A 19,623-nucleotide genomic window follows, 5' to 3' on the forward strand; every position below is an offset into this window, starting at 1 on the left:
CACGAGCATCCTTTGCTCCTACCGCGCTTTCAAGATGACTTCGCCGGACGCTTACGTTGTTGCGCATTTCGTGCTCCTTCGTTGGTGCGTTGCGATGCTTGTAGTAACGCGCTATACGAGCCGGAAGCCAAGCTATTTCTGGCCTCCGGCTCGATCTTTTTTCACGCCACGCGGTACACGCGCTCGCCGCCCTGCGCCTTGTCCGAGGTGATGGTCAGGCCGAGCTTTTTCTTGAACGCTCCGGCGAAGGTGCCGCGCACGGTGTGCGCCTGCCAGCCGGTGGCGGCGCAGATTTGATTGATGGTCGCGCCCTCTGGACGCTGGAGCATCCGGATGACTTCGGCCTGCTTGCTGTTTTCGCGGGTGCGCGTCGCGGGCTTGTCGCCTTTGGCCCACGTCGCTTCGGCGGCGGTGACGACGGCGTCCAGTTCGGGATCGACTTCCGGCAAAGCCTTCGCGGGCTTGCTGCCGGGGCGTGGCATGCCCAGCGCGTCGTAGCCCTCGGCGGCGACGCGCCAGCCTTCGCCATCGGGCGTGATGAGGGCGCGGTTGAACATGCCTTCTAGCACTTTCTTGCGCGCGCCGCCTTTGACGTTGTCGGGGAACCACTCGATCTTGCCGCCGCTGGTGTTGATGGCCTTGGCGAGGATGGCGTGCTGGGCCGGGGTGAGTTGCGTGGTACTCATGGTTTGCTCCTGTGCAGTGGTTGATTGGGATCGTGATGAACGCGCTGTTCGCCAGTGAAGCCAAGCTCTTTCTGCTTCAGCGCCCGCGCAGCGACGAGATGCCCGCTTCGGCCAGTTCGAGGGCGGCGGCGTGGAACGCGGTTTCCGCGATCCACGGCGCGTTCCGCGCGTCGTCCAGCAGTTGATCGACGACCGTTTTGGCGCGGGCGCGCATCGATGCACAGGCTGCTTCAAGTTGGTCGTTGCTGGCGGCAGCGACTTCGTTGCGGCAGGCGCGCACCAAGACCGTCATCGCGGCTTCGGCGAGCTTGACGGCGAGGGTTTCAGGGGCTGGCTTGTTCATGGGTCGTCCTTTCGACGTGGTTGATGGCATGACGTGATGAACGCGCTGTTCCCGATGGAAGCCAAGCTCTTTCTGCTCGCACAGGAGCCATCCGACAAATGATTGAAGAAGGTGCCGATGGGACTCTCGATTCGCGCCTATGCGCGTCACCGTGGCGTAACCGACACGGCGGTGCGCAAGGCCATCGCCGCTGGACGCATCACGCCGGAGGCCGACGGAACCGTTGACCCGGAGCGCGCCGATGCGGAATGGGCGCGCAATACCGAAGCGCCGCGCAGCGGTACGCGGACGAAGCCCGTGCGCGTGGCCGTCCCGCCCGAACCTGCGGGCGACGGCCAGGGCGCGCTGCCCGCAGGTGGCGCGTCGCTGCTTCAGGCGCGCACCGTCAACGAGGTCGTCAAGGCGCAGACCAACAAGGTGCGGCTGGCGCGGCTCAAGGGTGAGCTGGTCGACCGCAATCAGGCCATCGCCCACGTCTTCAAGCTGGCGCGCGCGGAACGCGATGCGTGGCTGAACTGGCCCGCGCGTGTCTCGGCGCAGATGGCCGCGCGGCTTGCGGTCGACCCGCACACGATGCACGTCGCGCTGGAGGCCGCCGTGCGCGAGCACTTGCAGGAACTGGGCGATCTGCGCCCAAGGGTTGATTGACCGGGGACTGATGGACATCGACTACGAAGGCGCTGCCGAAATCGCGCGCGCGTGGCGCGAAGGCTTGACGCCCGACCCGCTGCTGACCGTGTCGGAATGGTCGGATCGGCACCGGATGCTGTCCAGCAAGGCGTCCGCCGAGCCTGGCCGCTGGCGCACCAGCCGCACGCCGTACCTGAAAGCCATCATGGATTGCCTGTCGCCGACCTCGCCGGTCGAGCGCGTGGTGTTCATGAAGGCCGCGCAGCTCGGCGCGACCGAGATGGGATCGAACTGGATCGGCTACGTCATCTACCACGCGCCGGGGCCGATGATGGCCGTGTGGCCGACGGTGGAGATGGCCAAGCGCAACAGCAAGCAGCGCATCGACCCGCTGATCGAGGAATCGGGCGTGCTGGCCGAGCTGATCGCTCCGGCGCGCTCGCGCGATTCGGGCAACACGATTCTGGCGAAGGAGTTTCGCGGCGGCGTGCTGGTGATGACCGGCGCGAACAGCGCCGTCGGCCTGCGCTCGATGCCGGTGCGCTATCTGTTCCTCGACGAGGTGGATGGCTACCCGCTGGACGTCGAGGGCGAAGGCGATGCGATCTCGCTGGCGGAGGCACGCACGCGCACCTTCGCGCGGCGCAAGATTTTCATCGTCTCCACGCCGACGATTGCCGGAGCCTCGGCCATCGAGCGCGAGTACGAGGCCAGCGACCAGCGCCGCTACTTCCTGCCATGTCCGCATTGCTCGCACCGGCAGTGGCTGCGCTTCGAGCAGCTGCGCTGGGACAAGGGCGCGCCGGAGACGGCGGCCTACGTCTGCGAATCCTGCGACACCGCGATTGCCGAGCACCACAAGACATGGATGCTCGAACACGGCGAATGGCGCGCGATGGCCGAAGGCACGGGCAAGACGGCAGGCTTCCACCTGTCCTCGCTCTACAGCCCGGTCGGCTGGCGCGCGTGGCGCGACATCGCCGCCGCGTGGGAGGCCGCCGTCAGCAAGGAATCCGGATCGGCAGCGGCGATCAAGACCTTCAAGAACACCGAACTGGGTGAGACCTGGGTCGAGGAAGGCGAAGCACCCGACTGGCAGCGCCTCGTCGAACGCCGCGAGGACTACCGGCTGGGCAGCGTGCCGATGGGCGGCCTGCTGCTGGTCGGCGGCGCGGACGTGCAGAAGGATCGCATCGAAGCGTCGATCTGGGCCTTCGGGCGCGGTAAGGAAGCGTGGCTGGTCGAACACCGCGTGCTGATGGGTGACACCGCCCGCGACACGGTATGGAAGCAGTTGAACGATCTGCTGGGCGAACAGTGGACGCACGCCTGCGGCGCGGCGATGCCCTTGGCGCGCTTCGCGCTGGACACCGGCTTTGCAACGCAGGAAGCCTACGCCTTCGTGCGCGCCTGCCGCGATGCGCGGGTGATGGCGGTCAAAGGTGCTGCGCGCGGCGCGGCGCTGATCGGCACGCCCACCGCCGTCGATATGACGCGCGATGGCAAGAAGCTGCGCCGCGGCATCAAGGTCTTCACCGTCGCGGTCGGCATCGCCAAGCTGGAGTTCTACAACAACCTGCGCAAAGCGGCCAACGTCGGCGAGGACGGCGTCACCACGACGTTCCCCGCAGGCTTCGTCCACCTGCCCAAGATCGACGCCGAGTTCATCCAGCAGCTCTGCGCCGAGCAGTTGATCACCCGCCGCGACCGCAACGGCTTCCCCGTGCGCGAATGGCAAAAGATGCGCGAGCGCAACGAGGCGCTCGACTGCTACGTCTACGCCCGCGCCGCCGCAGCGGCGGCCGGGCTGGATCGTTTCGAGGAGCGCCACTGGCGCGAACTGGAGCGGCAACTCGGCATGGAGCGTCCACCGGACGATCCACCGCCGCTCGAACCGATACAACCCGACGAGGCCACTCACAGCGGTGGCCTCGCCGTTTCTGGCAACCGCAATTCCGGCAGGCGGGTCATCAAGAGCCGCTGGCTCAGCTGACAGACAAGCCGATGAGGACACCGTGAGCTACACCAACGTACAACTCGACGCGCTCAAGAAGGCGCTGGCCACCGGCGAACGCCGTGTGACCTTCGGCGACAAGACGGTCGAGTACCGCAGCGTCGCCGAACTGCAAGCGGCGATCCGCACGGTCGAGGCCGAGATCGCGCGCGGCAGCGCCACGTCCAAACGCCAGATCCGTGTCACCACGGGCAAGGGCTTCTGACATGGCGTGGTTCTCCCAAACCGTGCGCCGCCTGTTCGGCGCATCGCCAATCCATGAGGCGGCAGGACGTGGCCGCCGCTCGCTGGCGTGGATGCCGGGCAATCCCGGCGCGGTCGCCGCGCTGCTGGCGACCAGCAACGACCTGCGCATCAAGAGCCGCGACCTCGTGCGCCGCAATGCGTGGGCGCAGGCGGCGCTGGAAGCCTTCGTCGCCAACGCGGTGGGCACCGGCATCAAGCCGCAGAGCCTGTCGGACGACGAAGGCTTCAAGGCCGAGGTGCAGGCGCTGTGGCGCGACTGGACGGAGGAAGCCGATGCGGCGGGCCAGACCGATTTCTACGGCCTGCAAGCCCTGGCCTGCCGCGCCATGCTCGAAGGCGGCGAATGCCTGATCCGGCTGCGCCCGCGCCGCCCGGAGGATGGACTGGCCGTGCCCTTGCAGCTTCAGCTGCTGGAGCCGGAGCACCTGCCGATCCACCTCAACACGGATTTGCCGTCCGGCAACGTGGTGCGCTCCGGCATCGAGTTCGACAACCTCGGTCGGCGCGTGGCCTACCACCTGTACCGCTCGCATCCGGAGGATGGGCGCTTCGCGCCAATGTCCGGTCAGGGCGGCATGGACACCGTGCGCATCGATGCGCGCGAAATCATCCACCTCTACCGCGTGCTGCGCCCCGGCCAGATTCGCGGCGAGCCGTGGCTGTCGCGCGCGCTGGTCAAGTTGAACGAACTCGACCAGTACGACGACGCCGAACTGGTGCGCAAGAAGACCGCCGCGATGTTCGCGGGCTTCGTCACGCGCCAGAACCCGGAAGACAACCTGATGGGCGAAGGCGCAGCCAGCGGCGAAGGCATCGCGCTGGCCGGGCTGGAACCGGGCACCTTGCAGATTCTGGAGCCGGGCGAGGACATCAAGTTCTCCGATCCGGCGGACGTGGGCGGCTCGTATTCGGAGTTCCTGCGCACGCAATTCCGCGCGGTGGCCGCCGCCATCGGCATCACCTACGAGCAGCTGACCGGCGACCTGACGGGCGTGAACTACTCGTCCATCCGCGCGGGCCTGCTGGAGTTCCGCCGCCGCTGCGAGATGGTGCAGCACTCGGTGCTGGTGCATCAGATGTGCCGCCCGGTGTGGGCGGCGTGGATGAAGCAGGCCGTGCTCGCGGGCGCGCTCGATGCGCCGGGCTTCGCGCGCGGCGGGCCTGCGCGCCGCCGCCAGTACCTCGCCGTGAAGTGGATTCCGCAGGGCTGGCAGTGGGTCGATCCGGAGAAGGAATACAAGGCCATGCTGCTGGCGATCCGCGCGGGCCTGATGTCGCGCTCGGAAGCCATCTCGGCCAACGGCTATGACGCCGAAGACGTCGACCGCGAAATCGCCGCCGACAACAAACGCGCCGACGGCCTCGGCCTGATCTTCGACTCCGACCCTCGCTATACCAGCAAGGACGGCGGCAGCGCGGAGCCGAACCGCAACGCCATCACGCCCGACGCCCCGGGCGGCGACGCCACCGCCTGACCACTTTCCCCGAAGGATTCCCATGACCGTGCTGCCGCATCTGGCGGCGCGCCTCTTTGGCGTGCCGCTGGCGATCCATCGCCCGAAACTCGACGTCATCCTTGCCGTGCTCGGCTCCCGCGTCGGCGTGACCGATCTGGCTGCGCCCGTGGACTACACGCCCGCGCCGCGCGCGCCGACACCGGCCACTGGCAAGGTCGCCGTCATCCCGATCCACGGCACGCTGGTGCGCCGCACTTCCGGCCTCGAAGCCGAATCGGGCCTCGCCAGCTACACCGCCATCGCCGCGCAACTGGACGCCGCGCTCGCCAGTCCAGACATCGCCGCGATCCTGCTCGACGTTGATTCGCCGGGCGGCGAATCCGGCGGCGTGTTCGACCTGGCCGACCGCGTCCGTGCAGCGGCGCAGGTCAAGCCCGTCTGGGCCGTCGCCAACGACGCGGCGTTCTCGGCGGCCTACGCATTGGCGTCTGCCGCCACGCGCGTGTTCGTCGCGCGCACCGGCGGCGTCGGCTCGATTGGCGTGATCGCCATGCACGTCGATCAGTCGGTGAAGGACGCGAAGGACGGCGTTTATTACACCGCCGTTTTCGCGGGCGGGCACAAGAACGACCTCAACCCGCACGAACCGATCTCGGACGCCGCGCACGCGGTGCTCCAAGCCGAAGTGGATCGCATCTACGGCCTGTTCGTCGAGACGGTCGCGCGCCATCGCGCCCTTGATGCCGACGCGGTGCGCGCCACCGAAGCGGGCTTGTTCTTCGGCCCGGACGCCGTCGCCGCTGGCCTTGCCGATGCCGTCGGCGGCTTCGATGACGCACTCGCGCAGCTCACGCAATCGCTTTCCCCACGCCCGACGCAGGGGGCTTCGGCATCCCAAGCGGGCTTCTTTCGCAACCACCCGATGGAGTCTTCCATGACCAATCTCGCAGAACCGGCTGCCGCCGCGCCCATCACGGACGCGGCTGCCAGCCTCCCTCAACCGTCCGCCATCGCCAGCGCGATGAGCGTCGCCGACGCCGTCGAAATCGCGCAGATCTGCACGCTCGCCGGTCGCGCCCACCAGATCGCGGGCTTTCTCGAAGCGGGCGCGAAACCCGCCGCCGTGCGCAGCCAGTTGCTGGCGGCGCTCGCCGGTGAAAGCCCGGAAATCACCACTCGCATCGCACCCGATGCCGCGCGCCCTGCGGCCAGCAACCCGTTGATCGACGCCGCCAAACAGATCGCGGCGCAGTCCATCAAGAAGGAGTCCTGAAATGCCCGCTCTCGTCGAACCGCTGAATCTGGGCGACCTGCTCAAGTACGAAGCACCCAACCTCTACTCGCGCGACCGCGTCACCGTCGCCTCCGGCCAGAACCTGCCACTGGGCACGGTGCTCGGCGTCGTCACCGCGTCCGGCAAATACAAGCAGATCGACCCGTCCGCCGAGGACGGCACGCAGGTGGCCGCCGCCGTATTGCTGCAAGCCTGCGATGCGTCGCTTGCCGACCGCGATGACGGTCTCGTCGTCGCGCGCCATTCCATCGTCGCCGACCACGCGCTCGCATGGCCCGACGCCATCACCAACGCCGAAAAGCTCGCCGCCATCACGCAACTGAAGGCCGAAGGCGTCCTCGTCCGTCAAGGAGCCTGACCATGAACAACCCCTTCAGCAATCCCGCGTTCTCGATGGCCGCGCTGACCGCCGCCATCAACATCCTGCCCAACCGTTACGGTCGGCTCGAAGAACTGAACCTGATGCCCGCCAAGCCGGTGCGCCAGCGTCAGATCGTCGTCGAGGAAATGAACGGCGTGCTCAACCTGCTGCCGACGTTGCCGCCGGGTTCGCCGGGCACGGTCGGCAAGCGTGGCAAGCGCAAGCTGCGCTCCTTCGTCGTGCCGCACATCCCGCACGACGACGTGGTGCTGCCGGAGGAAGTGCAAGGCATCCGCGCCTTCGGTTCGGAAACCGAAATCGAGACAGTCGCGGGTGTCATTGCGCGCCATCTGGAGACCATGCGCAACAAGCACGCGATCACGCTGGAGCACCTGCGCATGGGCGCGCTCAAGGGCGTGATCCTCGACGCCGACGGCAGCGAGCTGGTCGATCTGTTCGATGCCTTCGACATCACGCCGCAGTCGGTGTCGTTCGAGTTGGGCACGTCGACGACCAACGTCAAGGCCAAGTGCGGCACGGTGCTGTCCACCATCGAGGACAACCTCAAGGGCGAGTTCATGAACGGTGTCCACTGCCTGTGTTCGCCGGAGTTCTTCGCCGCGCTCACCGGCCACGCGAAGGTCGAGAAGGCGTTCGAGAACTGGCAGAACGGCGCGATCCTCATCAACGACATCCGGCGCGGCTTCACCTACGGCGGCATCACCTTCGAGGAATACCGGGGCCAGGCTACCGATGCCAGCGGCACCGCGCGCCGCTTCATCGCCGCTGGCGAGGCGCACGCCTTCCCGCTGGGCACCATCGACACCTTCGGCACCTACTTCGCACCGGCGGATTTCAACGAAACCGTCAATACGGTCGGCCAGCCGCTGTACGCCAAACAGGAGCCGCGCAAGTTCGACCGGGGCACCGATCTGCACACGCAGTCCAATCCGCTGCCGATGTGCCTTCGTCCCGGCGTGCTGGTGAAGCTGACGGTGGCGTGATGGGCCTCGTCGAACAGGTCTATGCCGCCGCCGCGAACGCGGGTCTGCTGCGCGACTGCCACTGGCAGCCTGCGGATGGCTCGCCCGTGCAGACGTACACGGTCGGCTTCTCCGCGCCGGACGACACCCTGTTCGACGGACTGGCATCGGCCACCGACTACCAGATGTCGTATCCAGCCTCTGCTTTCGTGGGCCTCGCAGTGCGCGACGCGGTGGACATCGGCGGCATGATCTATCAGGTACGCGACATCCGGGCCGTGGGCGACGGCTCGGAGATGCGCGCCAAGCTCACCCGGCTCTGACGCCATGTCCGCCAACTCGATCCGCGAGCGGATTCTGCTCGCGGTGCTCGACGCCGTCCGCGCGCCGGTGGAAACGCTCGGAGCCACGCTGCACCGTTCGCCCACGGTGGCCATCAGCCGGGAGCAATGCCCGGCGCTGGTGGTGTTCCCCGAATTCGACGCGATCACCGAACGCGCCAACGACCGCGTCACGCGCGTGCTGACCGTCCGCATCGTCGCGCTGGCGCGCGCCGTGCCGCCCGCCATCCCCGAAACCGAAGCCGACCGGCTGCTCACCGCAGCCCATGCCGCACTGCTGGCCGACGGGAACCTCGGCGGCCTCGCGCTCGGCATCCGCGAACAGGAATGCGAGTGGGACGTGGAAGACGCCGACGCGGTGGCCGCCGCGATTCCGGCGCGCTACGCGATCACCTACCGGACGCTGGCCAGCGATCTCTCAACCACTGGATGACACCCATGACCTCAATCGTCTTGACCCGTCCGCACACCCACGCGGGCAACGCCTTCGAGGCGGGCGAACGGCTGGACGTCGATGGTGGCACCGCCGACTGGCTCATCGCCAACGGCATCGCGCGCCACGACCGCCAGCCCGTCGCCGCGCCACCGCAACCCGATGACGGTGACAAGCCCGTCGAAGCCAAGTCCATTCAACGCAAGGAATCCAAATCATGAGCACCTATGCCAGTTTTCAGGGCCGCGTCTTCCTCGGCAAGCGCGACGACACCGGCCTGCCCATCGAAGTGCGCTCGCCCGGCAACGTCGCCGAGCTGAAGCTTTCGCTCAAGACCGAAGTGCTGGAGCACTACGAGAGCCAGACCGGCCAGCGTTCGCTCGACCACCGCATGGTCAAGCAGAAGTCCGCCACCGTGAACCTCACCATCGAGGAGTTCACGAAGGAAAACCTCGCGCTGGCGCTCTATGGCAATCACATCACTGGCACCACCGGCTCGGTGAGCGCCGAACCCATCGGCGGCGTGACGCCGGTGATCGGTGACCGCTACTTCTTCGCCCACCCGAAGGTGTCGGCGGTGGTGGTCACGGACTCGGCGGGCACCCCCGCGACGCTGGTGGCGGGCACGCACTACACGGTGGACACCGACTTCGGTGCCCTCCAGTTTCTGGATACCACCGGCCTCACCGCGCCCTTCAATGCCGCCTACACCTACGGAGCGGCCACCGAGATCGGCATCTTCACGCAGTCGGTGCCGGAGCGGTATCTGCGGCTGGAAGGCATCAACACCGCGCAGGGCAACGCGAAGGTGCTGGTCGAGCTGTACCGCGTGGCCTTCGATCCGCTGAAGGAAATCTCCTTCATCTCGGACGAATACAACAAGTTCGAGCTGGAAGGCTCGCTCTTGGCAGACACCACCAAACCCTTCGACGCGGTGCTCGGCCAGTTCGGTCGCATCGTGCAACTGTGAGGCCAGCCATGAGCGACCTGGACAAGCTCGTTCCGCAAGCCTTCGAGATCACGCTCGCGGGTGAAACCGTCGCCGTCAAGCCGCTGAAGGTCGGGCAGATGCCTGCCTTCCTGCGCGCGATCACGCCGGTGATGCAGCAGATCGGCGGCGACGGCATCGACTGGCTGGCGCTGTTCGGCGAGCGCGGCGATGACCTGCTGACGGCGGTGTCTATTGCCATCGGCAAGCCGCGCGCGTGGGTCGATGCGCTCGACGCCGACGAGGCGATCCTGCTGGCTGCCAAGGTGATCGAGGTCAACGCCGATTTTTTTACCCGGACGGTGATGCCGCGCCTGAACGTGGAAATGGGCGGCCTGATCGCACGGACGAGCGCAGTGGCGGCGACGGCCACGGCTGGTTCGACGCCGTCCAGCACCTGATCACCCACGGCCACCGCTTGCCCGACATCCTCGACTACACGCTGGCGCAGGTACGCGGTTTCGCGGCGGCCACGGCGCGCGAGGACGCCGCGCGTGATGCGCGGCTGCTCTCGTTGATCGCCATCGGCACGCGCGGCAATTCGCGCCACCTCGACCAGACCCTCGACCACCTTCAAGACCATGCGCATCTCGGTTCGCATCGATAGCGCGACCGCCCAAGCGCAACTGCGCCGCTGGAGCGGCGAGTTCCGCGACAAGGTCAAGAAGGCGGTTGCGCGCGGCATCGCCAGTGAAGCGACCGAACTGAAGCAGGACGTGCGCGGCCACGTCGCCAGCCAGATGACCGTGGTCAAGAAGTCCTTCGTCAAGGGCTTCACCGCGAAGGTGCTCGACAAGGACAAGAACCGCTTGCCCGCGCTCTACGTCGGCTCGCGCATCCCGTGGTCGGGCATCCACGAGCACGGCGGCCAGATCGCGGGCCGGATGCTGATTCCACTGCACGGGCGCGTGGGCCGCAAACGCTTCAAGGCGCAGATCGCCGAGCTGATGCGCGGCGGCAACGCCCATTTCATCAAGAACGCAAAGGGGAACATCGTGCTGATGGCCGAGAACATCGCAGAACACGACCGCGTGCTCTCCGGCTTCAAGCGCCGCCACCGCAAGGCCGAGGGCATCAAGCGGCTCAAGCGCGGCGCGGACGTGCCCATCGCCGTGCTGGTGCCGCGCGTGCAGCTCAAGAAACGCCTGAACGTCGAGCGCATCGTCGCGGGCCGGATTCCGCGCCTGATGTCCGCCATCGAAAAACAGCTACGCACGGTGGACTGAGATGGCGAACCGGATTTCCGTCCTCGTCGCGCTCGAAGGCGCGGACGAGGGTCTCAAGCGCGCCATCACCTCCGCCGAGCGCAGTCTGGGCGAGCTGTCCTCCAGCGCCAAGACGGCGGGCGACAAGGCTGCCGCCGGGATGGCCGAGGTCAAGGCCGGAGTCTCGGCTTTCGGCGATCAGGTCTCCAAGGCCAAGACGCAACTGCTGGCCTTCCTGACCATCAACTGGGCGGCGGGCAAGGTGCAGGAGATCGTCCAGATCGCCGATGCGTGGAACATGATGTCCGCGCGTCTGAAGCTCGCCACCGCAGGCCAGCGCGAATACGCGGTCGCGCAGAAGGAACTGTTCGCCATCGCCCAGCGCGTCGGCGTGCCGATTCAGGAGACGGCCACGCTCTACGGCAAGCTCCAGCAGGCCGTGCGGATGCTGAGCGGCGAGCAGAAGGACGCGCTGTCGCTCACCGAAAGCATCTCGCAGGCGCTGCGCCTGTCCGGCGCGTCGGCGACCGAGGCGCAGTCGGCGCTGCTGCAATTCGGGCAGGCGCTGGCTTCCGGCGTGCTGCGCGGCGAGGAATTCAACTCCGTCGTCGAGAACAGCCCGCGCTTGGCGCAGGCGCTGGCCGACGGCCTGAATGTCCCCATCGGACGGCTGCGCAAGCTGGCCGAGGAAGGACGGCTGACCGCCGACGTGGTGGTCAACGCGCTGATGAGCCAGAAGGACAAGCTCGCCAGCGAGTACGCGCAACTGCCGCAGACGGTCGCCCAAGCCTTCACGCGGCTGTCGAACGCCTTCGGCCAGTGGATCAGCCGCCTCGACGAATCCACCGGCTTCACCGAGAAGCTGGCGCAGGCGCTGACCTGGCTCGCGGAAAACCTCGACACGGTGATGAAGTGGCTGACCCGCATCGCCGAGGTCGGCCTCGCGGTGCTGGTCTACCGCCTGATACCGGCGCTGATCATCGCGTGGCAGACGGCGGGCGCGGCGGCGGTGACGGCGGCCAGCACCACGGCGGCTGCATGGGCGACGGCGAACCTGTCGGTGTCGAACGCCATCGCCACGGTCGGCAAACTGCGCGTGGCCTTCGGCGTGCTCGGCGCGGCCATCATCGGCTGGGAGATCGGGACGTGGCTGTCGGAGAAGTTCGAGATCGTCCGCAAGGCGGGCATCTTCATGGTCGAAGTGCTGATGAAGGGCATCGAGCACCTGCGCTTCCAGTGGGAGGTGTTCGCCGCCGTGTTCTCCTCCGACACCATCGCCGAAGCCACCAAGCGCCACGAGGAGCGGCTTGCGGAGATGAACCGCATCTTCGGCGAGATGTACGCCGATGCCGCCGAAGGCGCGAACGCGGCCAAGGGTGCGATGAACACCGCCGCGACCGCCGCCGAGGAAATCGCCAAACGGCTCGAAGCCGTGCGGCAAGGAACGCAGGAAGCGGTCGGGCGCGGCATCGAGGCGGTTCACGCCGCGCTGGAAAAGCTGAAAGGCCGTCTCGGCGAAGTCGAGCAGTCGGTCGGCAAGGTGCAGGCCACGGTCAGCGACGCCACCGCGAAGATGGCCGAAGCCTACAAGGGGCTGTCAGCGCAGGTCGAGGCCAGCCTCGCGCAGCAGGTGCTGGCGGTGAAGAACCGCTACGAGCAGGAAAAGGCGGAACTGGAACTCACCCGCCAGTCCGAAACCACCAAGATCACGCAGTCCACGCAACTGCTCACCGAAGCCCTGACGCAGCAGACCACGTTGCGCCGTCAGGCCACGACAGACACCCTGCAACTGATCGATCAGGAATCGCAGGCGCGGCGCGACGCGGCGGCGCGGCAGGGCCAGACCGAGGCCGAGCGCGCTGCCAACGTGCAGCGCGTCGAAAACGACATCCTCGCCACCAAGCGGCAGACGCTGGCGCAGGCGCTGGGCGAATACCGACAGCACATCGACGCGCTCAACGCCGAGGCCAACCGGCATCTGGCCGAAATCCAGCGCATCGAGGAAGCCAAGCGGCAGTTGTCGATGACGACGGAGGAGCGCATCCGCGACATCCGTCGTCAGGGCATGACGGAGTACGAGGCCACCGAGGATCGCAAGCGGCAGATCGCCGAGATGCAGGAACAGGCGCGTCAGGCGCTGGCCAACGGCGAACTGGAGCTGGCCCGGCAGCTCGCGCAGAAGGCGATGGACATGGCCGCGCAGGTGGCCAACGCGCAGACCTCCGAGGCCAAGCGCGCCGAGGAAGCGCGCAAGCAGTCCGAGCAGGCGGTCACGCAGGCCGCGCTTCTGGAATCGCAGGCGCGCGAGGCGCGGCGGCGCGAGGAATACGCGCAGGCCGACGCGCTGGAGCGGCAAGCGGCGCAACTGCGCGCCGATGCCGCCCAGAAAGCGCGCGAAGCCGATGCGCAGGCGGTGCAGGGAAAGCAAGGCGTGGCGGATGCCATCGACCGCATCCGCCAGTCCGAGGACATCCTCAACCAGTCGCTCGATGCCGAAGCCCGCGCCCATCGCACGGCGGCGCAGGAAGCCACCAGCGCGCGCGACCAGATCGCGCAGACGCTGGCGCAGACCCAAGCCAAGATCGACGAGATCAGCGCCAAGCTCAGTGCGGGCCTGAAGGTGACGCTCGATGCGGACACCTCGCGTTTCGATCAGGCGCTGGTCGCGCTGGACGCGGCCCTCGCCGAAAAGCAGTACCTGCTCCAGATCCAAGCCGACTTGCAGGAAGCGGAGAAGAAGCTCAAGGAATACGAGCAGCTGCTGAAGGAAGGCAAGACCCTGCCGGTCGATGCCGACGTCAGCAAGGCGCGCGAGGCACTGGATCGGCTCAAGACCTACGCCGACCAGAACGCGCAGTTCGAGCTGAAGGTGGCGACCGAGAAGGCGCAGGCGGCGATCACCAACGTGGACGGGATGATCCGCGCGCTCGACCGCATCCAGACGGAATCGCGCCACATCGTCAACAGCAACGCCGACGCGGCGCGCGCGGAGATCATGAGCCTGAACGGCGCGAACACCTCCAGCACGCACACCATCTACGTGCAGCGGGTCGAGGTCAACGCCACGGGCGGGCTGGTCGGCGGCGGTGTGCGCCGCTTTGCCGACGGCGGCGCGGTCGCGCCCGCGTTCCCGCGTCTGTCCGGCGGCACCGTGCCCGGCTCTGGCCACCACGACACCGTGCCGCGCACGCTGGACGCCGGTGCGTTCGTGCTGCGCAAAGCGGCGGTGCGCAAGTACGGCGCGGGCCGGTTGGCGAACCTCGCCCGGGGCGTCGCGCACTTCGCGTTCGGCGGGCCGGTCGGCGGTGATCCGCCCAAGCGCAACCGGGATGTCGTCGAGGCGCTGAAGATGATCGACCTCGGTCTGCAAGGGATGAACGAGTACACGAGCTGGGTGCAGTTCAAGTACGGCGCGGCGGTCAGCCTGAACATGAAGTCCGACACGATGCGCAACTACGGCAAGCAGGCCGCCGTGGATCGCGCCGCACTGGAGAAGCTGGTCGCCACCAAGACCCTCACGTCCAACGAGCGCGCCATCGTCGAAGGCGCGAAGCGGACGTGGCGCAATGCAATGGCGCAGCCGCTGGTCTACGGCAAAGACCTCGAACGCGAGCTGATCGACTATATGGAGAGTCTGGACGGCCAGTTCCTCGCGCGCGGCGGTCTGGCGAAGTCCGACACCGTTCCCGCGATGCTCACACCGGGTGAGTTCGTGGTGAACCGCAGCGCGGTCGCGCGGTTGGGCGCAGGCTTCTTCGAGGCCATCAACAGCCTGTCCGCGCCCGCGCAGGCACTGGCAGGCCGGACGCTCGCCAGCGTGCAGGGCTTCGCCAGCGGCGGCTTGGTGTCGCCCATCGGCGCGAACCTGCCGCGCCCGGCCTTGAACGAGGCCAGCGCGCCTGCGCGCACCGTGCGCGTCGAACTGGCGGCGGGCGGCAACAAGGTCAACGCCACCGTCGATGGGCGCGACGAAGCTCGCCTGCTGCAACTGCTGGACGCGGCGCGCGCCCGAACGGCCTGACGAGCCTGACCTTTTTCGAGTTCACCGATGCAACTGAAGAACCTCGCCACCGGGGTGGCTCTGCCATTGCCCGACGACTTGCTGTGGAGCGACGAACACGCATGGTCGCCCGCCGTCGCCTCCGTGTCCTACCTGCTCACCGGCGCGCTGTTGGTGCAGTCGGCCACACGGCAGGCGGGCCGCCCGATCACGCTGGTCGGCCCCTCGGACATGGCGTGGGTGACGCGCGTAACCGTGGCGACCTTGCACCACTGGGCCGCCGCGCCGTTCTCGGCCAGCAGTGGCCGCTTCGAACTGACCTTGGCCGATGGCCGGGTGTTCACGGTGGCCTTTCGCCACAACGACACCGCCATTGAGGCCGAACCCGTGCTGGGTTTTCCGGCCCAGTCCGACACCGATTTCTACCGCCTCAGCCTGCGGCTGATGCAGATCTGATCCACCGGAGAGTTCCATGCCCATTCTTGCAGGCGACGTGAAGCTGGTCGCCAGTCAGGTGATGGACGACGTCGCCGAGGGCGGCGGCGCGCCCACCTCGAACGTCATCGTGGACGGCGCGAGCAACTCGCTGTTCAACGACATCTCGGAATTGGATCGCGCGGGCGGGCGCGTAAACCTGCGCAAGGTGTTCGCCAGCATCCAGACCGACACCACCGACACCTACCTCGGCGGCAATGTCGTGGTGTCCGATCCGCCCGGCGATCCGCGCGTCGCCGTCACCATCTTCTCCACCGAGTCGGTGTTCGACCGCCGCACCAACGCGCGCGACCGCATCGAGGCCTACCTCAACAAGGGATCGATGTGGAACGGCTACCTGCTGGAGAACCACATCGCGGGCCAGCGCAGCATCCAGTTGTTCCAACGCGTGGGCGCGGAACTGCCGACCATCGGCAAAACTCTGTTCCTCGTGATGAACGAAGGGCTGGCCAGCGAATATTCGCAATACATCCGCATCACCCGCATCGAGTCGGAGACGCGCACCTTCAGCTACGGCTCCGGCAGCAGCATTCAGGACTACCAAGCGGTCGTCGTCACCTGCGACCTGTCCGACGCGCTGCGCTACGACTTCGCCGGCTCGCCGCCGGAGCGGCTGTTCACGATGGCCTTGGGCAAGACCAAGACGCGCGACACCGTGGTGGCCGATGCGGCCAAGTATTGCGGCGTGGTCAAGACCACCCAGCCGGTCACCATCGGCGACGTCGCCGCCAGCGTCTCCAGCGTGTTCACCCAGCTCGTGCCGTCGGCACAGACCGAAACCCCGCTGCTCGACCTGACGGCGGGCGGCACCTCCGAAACCCTGATCGAATCGGACAACGGCACGGTGTCCTACACCAGCTCGGTGGCGTTCAATTCCTCGACCGTGCTCTCGGTCGGCAACGCCATCCAGCCGGGCACGCTGTCGATCAGCGTCAGCGGCGCGACGCTCACCGACAACGGCGGCGACCTGATGTCCGGCGCGACCGTGGTCGGCACGGTCAACTACGGGCGCGGCCAGATCACACTGGCTTCGAGCGCGCCGACCTATTCGGGCAGCAAGACCATCACCTTCAGGCCCGCCGCCGCGCCGATCCGCGTGGCCGACACGGCGGGCATCCGGGTGGACATCGAGAACCGCTCCTACAACTACATCCTGACCATCGTGCCGCCCCCCGCGCCGGGCACGATTCAAGTCAGCTACCGCGCGCAGGGCAAGTGGTATGACCTGCGCGACAACGGCGCGGGCGTGCTCAAGGGAGCCAGCCCGGAGTACGGCGTCGGCACTGTCAGCTACACGACCGGCACGGTGGCCGTGACGCTGGGCGCGCTGCCGGACGTCGGCAGCGAGATCGTCTATGCCTGGGGCGGCAAGGCCAACTACTTCAACCGCGCCAGCAGCACCATCGCACCGCCCTCGGTCGCGTTCCAGCTCGCCAATACGGGTGTCACGCCCGGTTCGGTCACGATCACCTGGAACGACGGTTCGGCACGCAGCGCCACCGACGACGGCAAGGGCGTCATCGGCGGCAACGCCAGCGGCACGATCAACTACCAGACCGGCCTGATCCAGATCACGCCGACGACCCTGCCTGCGGGCGGCCAGACTTACGCCGTCGCCTACACCTGGGGGCCGCCCAACGAGGAGGAGTTCCACGCGCCGCTGCGCAACGGCGACGGCAGCATCGACGTGGAAGTCGCGTTCGGCGGCCTGATTCCCGGCTCGGTCGAGCTGGAGTGGAACCTACTGATCGACCTGTACGAATACATCTCGACCACGCCCGCCGAGCTGCAAATCATTCGCCCGGTCGATCCGATCAAGATCGTCAAGGACGATGGCTTGGGCGTGCTGCGCGACCCGCAGGGCACGTCCTTCGGCACGGTGAACTATTCGACCGGCGTCGTCCACTTCGTGCCGGACACGACCGTGCGGATTCCGGTGGCGCGCTACAGCGTCACCCGCATCGGCTGGACGCGCAACGCCAACAACGCGCTGGTGCCGGTCTACCGCAACCTGTTCTCGCATTGGGAATACATCACGGCGGGCGCGTCGATGCCAGTGGACGAAGGCGGACTCGTCAAGGTGCGCTTCCGCGCGGCAGGCACCTCCAACTCGTCGAGCGACAGTTTCACGGCGGGTGCGCTGGCCATCGACCTCACGCCGACCTTCGCCGAGAACATCGTGCCCGGCAGCATCAACTTCACGCTGGGCGGCAAGACCTACTTCGACCGGCTGGGCAGCCTCTACTACGACCTGAACCCGGTGACGGGTGCGGCGACGCTGGCGGGCGGCATCAACTACGCCACCGGCGCAGCCAGCGTCACGGCGTGGGTGCCTGCCGCCTCCAACGCCGTTTCGCTGAAATCCCTGCTCACCACGCTCGACGGCACGCCGGTCGATGAAGTGACCTTCCGCGTCCCGGCCTCGCCGGTGCGGCCTTCCAGCTTGCAAATCCTCGCCACGCGGCTCACGGGCGGAGCGATCAACGTCAGCGCCAACAACAACGGCGACATCACCGGCACCGACGTGCTGGGCACCATCGACTACGAAACCGGTGTGGTGCGGGTGCGCTTCGGCGCGTGGGTGGTGGCGGCGGGCAACGAAGACCAGATCTGGTACGACCCGGACGCCGTGGTCACCATCGAGGGCGTTCCCAAGATCTTCAAGCCGGTGCCGGTGTTCGCCGACACCATCAAATACAACGCGGTCGCGTATTCCTACCTGCCACTGGACACCGACATCATCGGCCTCGACCCGGTGCGGCTACCGCAAGATGGACGTGTGCCGATCTTCCGCGCGGGCGACTTCGCGGTGATCGGCCACACCGCCACGGTCGGGCCGTTCACCGCCACCAGCGGGCAAGTCGTGGACTGCGGGCGTGAACGCCTGTCGCGCGTGCGCGTGCTCGACGGCAACGGCGCGGTCGTCACCACCGACTACACCGCCGACCTCGAAGCCGGAACCGTCACCTTCGGCGTGGTCACCGGCCTCGTGCAGCCGATCACCGTCGAGCACCGCATCGAGGACATGGCGCAGGTGTCGGACGTGCAGATCTCCGGTCGGCTGGCCTTCACGCGCCAGATCACCCACGACTATCCGGTCGGCGCGCACGTCTCCTCGGCGCTGGTGTCTGGCGATCTGCGCGCCTACGTCTCCAACCTGTTCGATCAGGCGTCGTGGAACGGGACGTTCGCCGACGCCATCAGCGGCTCGGCAGCGACCGCCACCTACAACGACGTGCTCGCGCCCATCGTGGTGACGAACGCGGGGGCGATCACCGAACGCTGGGCGATCCAGTTCACCAACGCGACCTCGTTCAACGTCATCGGCGAGCACGTCGGCGTGATCGCCACCGGCACCACGGGCAGCGACATCGCGCCGATCAACCCGGCCACCGGCAAGCCGTATTTCACGCTGGCCGCCATCGGCTGGGGTTCCGGCTGGGCGGCGGGCAACGTGCTGCGCTTCAACACCACCGGCGCGCTGTTCCCGGTGTGGGTGGTGCGCACCATCCAGCAAGGGCCGGAGACCGTCACCAACGACTCTTTCACCTTGCTGGTGCGCGGCGACGTGGATCGTCCTGCGGAGGAAACGCCATGAGCAACAAGGTCAAGTGGATGCACAACGCCTTCGCGGGCGCACCGGTGCTGACCAACAACTGGGGCAGCCTGACGGCGCTGCTCGACGCCTGCCTCGTCAACGGCTTCAACCTCAAGACGGTGACGGCGCTCGCGCGCGTGGGCGGTATCGCTACCGCGACCATCGGCACCGGCCACGGCTTCGCGGTCGATCAGGTGGTGCTGGTGGAGGGCTGCGACCAGCCGTCCTACAACGGGGAGTTCACGGTCATTGCCGTCACCTCGACCACGGTGAGCTTCCGCGTGGATGTCGAAGGGGGCGAGCCCGCGTCGCCCGCGACCACGCAGACCAGCATCACGATGAAGATCGCGCCGCTGGGTTTCGAGATCGCGTTCACCGGCACCAACAAGCGCGTCTACCGCAGCCCGAATCCGCTGTCGAACCGGCACTTCTTTCGCGTGGATGACAGCCTGCCCGAAGGCTACACGACGAGCTGGGCGAAGTTCGGGCGCGTGACCATCGCCGAAGGGATGGCGGACATCGACACCTTCGTCGGGGCGCAAGCGCCGT

At 67.4% G+C, this 19,623-nt stretch carries 19 protein-coding genes and 1 pseudogene; 18 read left to right on the forward strand and 2 right to left on the reverse strand.

Translation table 11 applies throughout. From position 1 onward, the window contains the following. Window positions 1-161: 161 nt before the first annotated feature. Together ACIY1X_RS13865 and ACIY1X_RS13870 are read right to left on the reverse strand one after the other, a co-directional pair. Window positions 162-686, reverse strand: a complete 525-nt coding sequence (locus ACIY1X_RS13865; RefSeq protein WP_399681319.1) for a DUF3489 domain-containing protein — start codon at window positions 684-686, stop codon at window positions 162-164. Between the two features lie 76 nt (window positions 687-762). Beyond that, complete coding sequence (locus ACIY1X_RS13870; protein WP_399681322.1) at window positions 763-1,029, reverse strand: hypothetical protein; 267 nt, start codon at window positions 1,027-1,029, stop codon at window positions 763-765. A gap of 117 nt (window positions 1,030-1,146) precedes the next feature. Here ACIY1X_RS13870 and ACIY1X_RS13875 point away from each other — a divergent pair, with 117 nt between their 5' ends. The 18 genes and pseudogenes from ACIY1X_RS13875 to ACIY1X_RS13960 form a co-directional block, all read left to right on the forward strand. Then, window positions 1,147-1,677 carry an elements of external origin gene (locus ACIY1X_RS13875; protein ID WP_399681324.1) on the forward strand — a complete coding sequence of 177 codons (531 nt, stop codon included), beginning with the start codon at window positions 1,147-1,149 and terminating at the stop codon, window positions 1,675-1,677. A 10-nt stretch (window positions 1,678-1,687) separates the two neighbouring features. After that, complete coding sequence (locus tag ACIY1X_RS13880) at window positions 1,688-3,652, forward strand: phage terminase large subunit family protein (protein WP_399681356.1); 1,965 nt, start codon at window positions 1,688-1,690, stop codon at window positions 3,650-3,652. A gap of 22 nt (window positions 3,653-3,674) precedes the next feature. Then, window positions 3,675-3,878 (forward strand): phage head-tail joining protein, encoded by a 204-nt coding sequence (locus ACIY1X_RS13885; protein WP_399681326.1) that lies wholly within the window; start codon window positions 3,675-3,677, stop codon window positions 3,876-3,878. 1 nt (window position 3,879) lies between these two features. Further along, complete coding sequence (locus tag ACIY1X_RS13890) at window positions 3,880-5,394, forward strand: phage portal protein (protein ID WP_399681328.1); 1,515 nt, start codon at window positions 3,880-3,882, stop codon at window positions 5,392-5,394. Window positions 5,395-5,416: 22 nt separating this feature from the next. Beyond that, a complete protein-coding gene (locus ACIY1X_RS13895) occupies window positions 5,417-6,649 on the forward strand; it encodes a S49 family peptidase (protein WP_399681331.1) in 1,233 nt (410 codons plus the stop codon). Between the two features lies 1 nt (window position 6,650). Continuing rightward, window positions 6,651-7,028, forward strand: a complete 378-nt coding sequence (locus tag ACIY1X_RS13900) for a head decoration protein (protein WP_399681333.1) — start codon at window positions 6,651-6,653, stop codon at window positions 7,026-7,028. A gap of 2 nt (window positions 7,029-7,030) precedes the next feature. Further along, window positions 7,031-8,035 carry a major capsid protein gene (locus ACIY1X_RS13905; protein WP_399681358.1) on the forward strand — a complete coding sequence of 335 codons (1,005 nt, stop codon included), beginning with the start codon at window positions 7,031-7,033 and terminating at the stop codon, window positions 8,033-8,035. Beyond that, entirely contained in the window at window positions 8,035-8,337 is a 303-nt protein-coding gene (locus ACIY1X_RS13910) for a hypothetical protein (RefSeq protein WP_399681336.1), read from the forward strand. The genes ACIY1X_RS13905 and ACIY1X_RS13910 overlap by 1 nt, the downstream gene beginning before the upstream one ends. A gap of 4 nt (window positions 8,338-8,341) precedes the next feature. Next, a complete protein-coding gene (locus ACIY1X_RS13915) occupies window positions 8,342-8,788 on the forward strand; it encodes a hypothetical protein (RefSeq protein ID WP_399681338.1) in 447 nt (148 codons plus the stop codon). 5 nt (window positions 8,789-8,793) lie between these two features. Next, complete coding sequence (locus ACIY1X_RS13920) at window positions 8,794-9,009, forward strand: hypothetical protein (RefSeq protein ID WP_399681340.1); 216 nt, start codon at window positions 8,794-8,796, stop codon at window positions 9,007-9,009. Continuing rightward, window positions 9,006-9,758, forward strand: a complete 753-nt coding sequence (locus ACIY1X_RS13925) for a hypothetical protein (protein WP_399681341.1) — start codon at window positions 9,006-9,008, stop codon at window positions 9,756-9,758. The genes ACIY1X_RS13920 and ACIY1X_RS13925 overlap by 4 nt, the downstream gene beginning before the upstream one ends. An 8-nt stretch (window positions 9,759-9,766) precedes the next feature. Then, window positions 9,767-10,177 (forward strand): hypothetical protein, encoded by a 411-nt coding sequence (locus ACIY1X_RS13930; RefSeq protein WP_399681343.1) that lies wholly within the window; start codon window positions 9,767-9,769, stop codon window positions 10,175-10,177. Further along, entirely contained in the window at window positions 10,174-10,383 is a 210-nt protein-coding gene (locus ACIY1X_RS13935) for a hypothetical protein (RefSeq protein WP_399681361.1), read from the forward strand. The genes ACIY1X_RS13930 and ACIY1X_RS13935 overlap by 4 nt, the downstream gene beginning before the upstream one ends. Then, window positions 10,358-11,002, forward strand: coding sequence for a DUF6441 family protein (locus ACIY1X_RS13940; RefSeq protein ID WP_399681345.1), 645 nt, complete (start codon window positions 10,358-10,360; stop codon window positions 11,000-11,002). The genes ACIY1X_RS13935 and ACIY1X_RS13940 overlap by 26 nt, the downstream gene beginning before the upstream one ends. Window position 11,003: 1 nt before the next feature. Further along, entirely contained in the window at window positions 11,004-15,002 is a 3,999-nt protein-coding gene (locus tag ACIY1X_RS13945) for a tape measure protein (RefSeq protein WP_399681348.1), read from the forward strand. A 27-nt stretch (window positions 15,003-15,029) separates the two neighbouring features. Next, window positions 15,030-15,437 carry a hypothetical protein gene (locus tag ACIY1X_RS13950; RefSeq protein WP_399681350.1) on the forward strand — a complete coding sequence of 136 codons (408 nt, stop codon included), beginning with the start codon at window positions 15,030-15,032 and terminating at the stop codon, window positions 15,435-15,437. Between the two features lie 16 nt (window positions 15,438-15,453). Beyond that, window positions 15,454-19,074 (forward strand): hypothetical protein, encoded by a 3,621-nt coding sequence (locus ACIY1X_RS13955; RefSeq protein ID WP_399681353.1) that lies wholly within the window; start codon window positions 15,454-15,456, stop codon window positions 19,072-19,074. Between the two features lie 17 nt (window positions 19,075-19,091). Further along, window positions 19,092-19,623: pseudogene (locus ACIY1X_RS13960) on the forward strand (hypothetical protein); the annotation flags it as partial.

Origin of the sequence: Xenophilus sp., from assembly GCF_044462705.1 — a bacterium.
GTDB lineage: Bacteria > Pseudomonadota > Gammaproteobacteria > Burkholderiales > Burkholderiaceae_C > Xenophilus > Xenophilus azovorans.

Excerpts from the sequence above, each read along its gene's own strand:
- ACIY1X_RS13955 (WP_399681353.1), top strand. The coding sequence starts at position 15,454 with ATGCCCATTCTTGCAGGCGACGTGAAGCTGGTCGCCAGTCAGGTGATG.
- ACIY1X_RS13890 (WP_399681328.1), top strand. The coding sequence starts at position 3,880 with ATGGCGTGGTTCTCCCAAACCGTGCGCCGCCTGTTCGGCGCATCGCCA.
- ACIY1X_RS13915 (WP_399681338.1), top strand. The coding sequence starts at position 8,342 with ATGTCCGCCAACTCGATCCGCGAGCGGATTCTGCTCGCGGTGCTCGAC.
- ACIY1X_RS13880 (WP_399681356.1), top strand. The coding sequence starts at position 1,688 with ATGGACATCGACTACGAAGGCGCTGCCGAAATCGCGCGCGCGTGGCGC.
- ACIY1X_RS13950 (WP_399681350.1), top strand. The coding sequence starts at position 15,030 with ATGCAACTGAAGAACCTCGCCACCGGGGTGGCTCTGCCATTGCCCGAC.
- ACIY1X_RS13905 (WP_399681358.1), top strand. The coding sequence starts at position 7,031 with ATGAACAACCCCTTCAGCAATCCCGCGTTCTCGATGGCCGCGCTGACC.
- ACIY1X_RS13895 (WP_399681331.1), top strand. The coding sequence starts at position 5,417 with ATGACCGTGCTGCCGCATCTGGCGGCGCGCCTCTTTGGCGTGCCGCTG.
- ACIY1X_RS13930 (WP_399681343.1), top strand. The coding sequence starts at position 9,767 with ATGAGCGACCTGGACAAGCTCGTTCCGCAAGCCTTCGAGATCACGCTC.
- ACIY1X_RS13925 (WP_399681341.1), top strand. The coding sequence starts at position 9,006 with ATGAGCACCTATGCCAGTTTTCAGGGCCGCGTCTTCCTCGGCAAGCGC.
- ACIY1X_RS13920 (WP_399681340.1), top strand. The coding sequence starts at position 8,794 with ATGACCTCAATCGTCTTGACCCGTCCGCACACCCACGCGGGCAACGCC.
- ACIY1X_RS13875 (WP_399681324.1), top strand. The coding sequence starts at position 1,147 with ATGGGACTCTCGATTCGCGCCTATGCGCGTCACCGTGGCGTAACCGAC.
- ACIY1X_RS13900 (WP_399681333.1), top strand. The coding sequence starts at position 6,651 with ATGCCCGCTCTCGTCGAACCGCTGAATCTGGGCGACCTGCTCAAGTAC.
- ACIY1X_RS13910 (WP_399681336.1), top strand. The coding sequence starts at position 8,035 with ATGGGCCTCGTCGAACAGGTCTATGCCGCCGCCGCGAACGCGGGTCTG.
- ACIY1X_RS13945 (WP_399681348.1), top strand. The coding sequence starts at position 11,004 with ATGGCGAACCGGATTTCCGTCCTCGTCGCGCTCGAAGGCGCGGACGAG.
- ACIY1X_RS13940 (WP_399681345.1), top strand. The coding sequence starts at position 10,358 with ATGCGCATCTCGGTTCGCATCGATAGCGCGACCGCCCAAGCGCAACTG.
- ACIY1X_RS13870 (WP_399681322.1), bottom strand. The coding sequence starts at position 1,029 with ATGAACAAGCCAGCCCCTGAAACCCTCGCCGTCAAGCTCGCCGAAGCC.
- ACIY1X_RS13865 (WP_399681319.1), bottom strand. The coding sequence starts at position 686 with ATGAGTACCACGCAACTCACCCCGGCCCAGCACGCCATCCTCGCCAAG.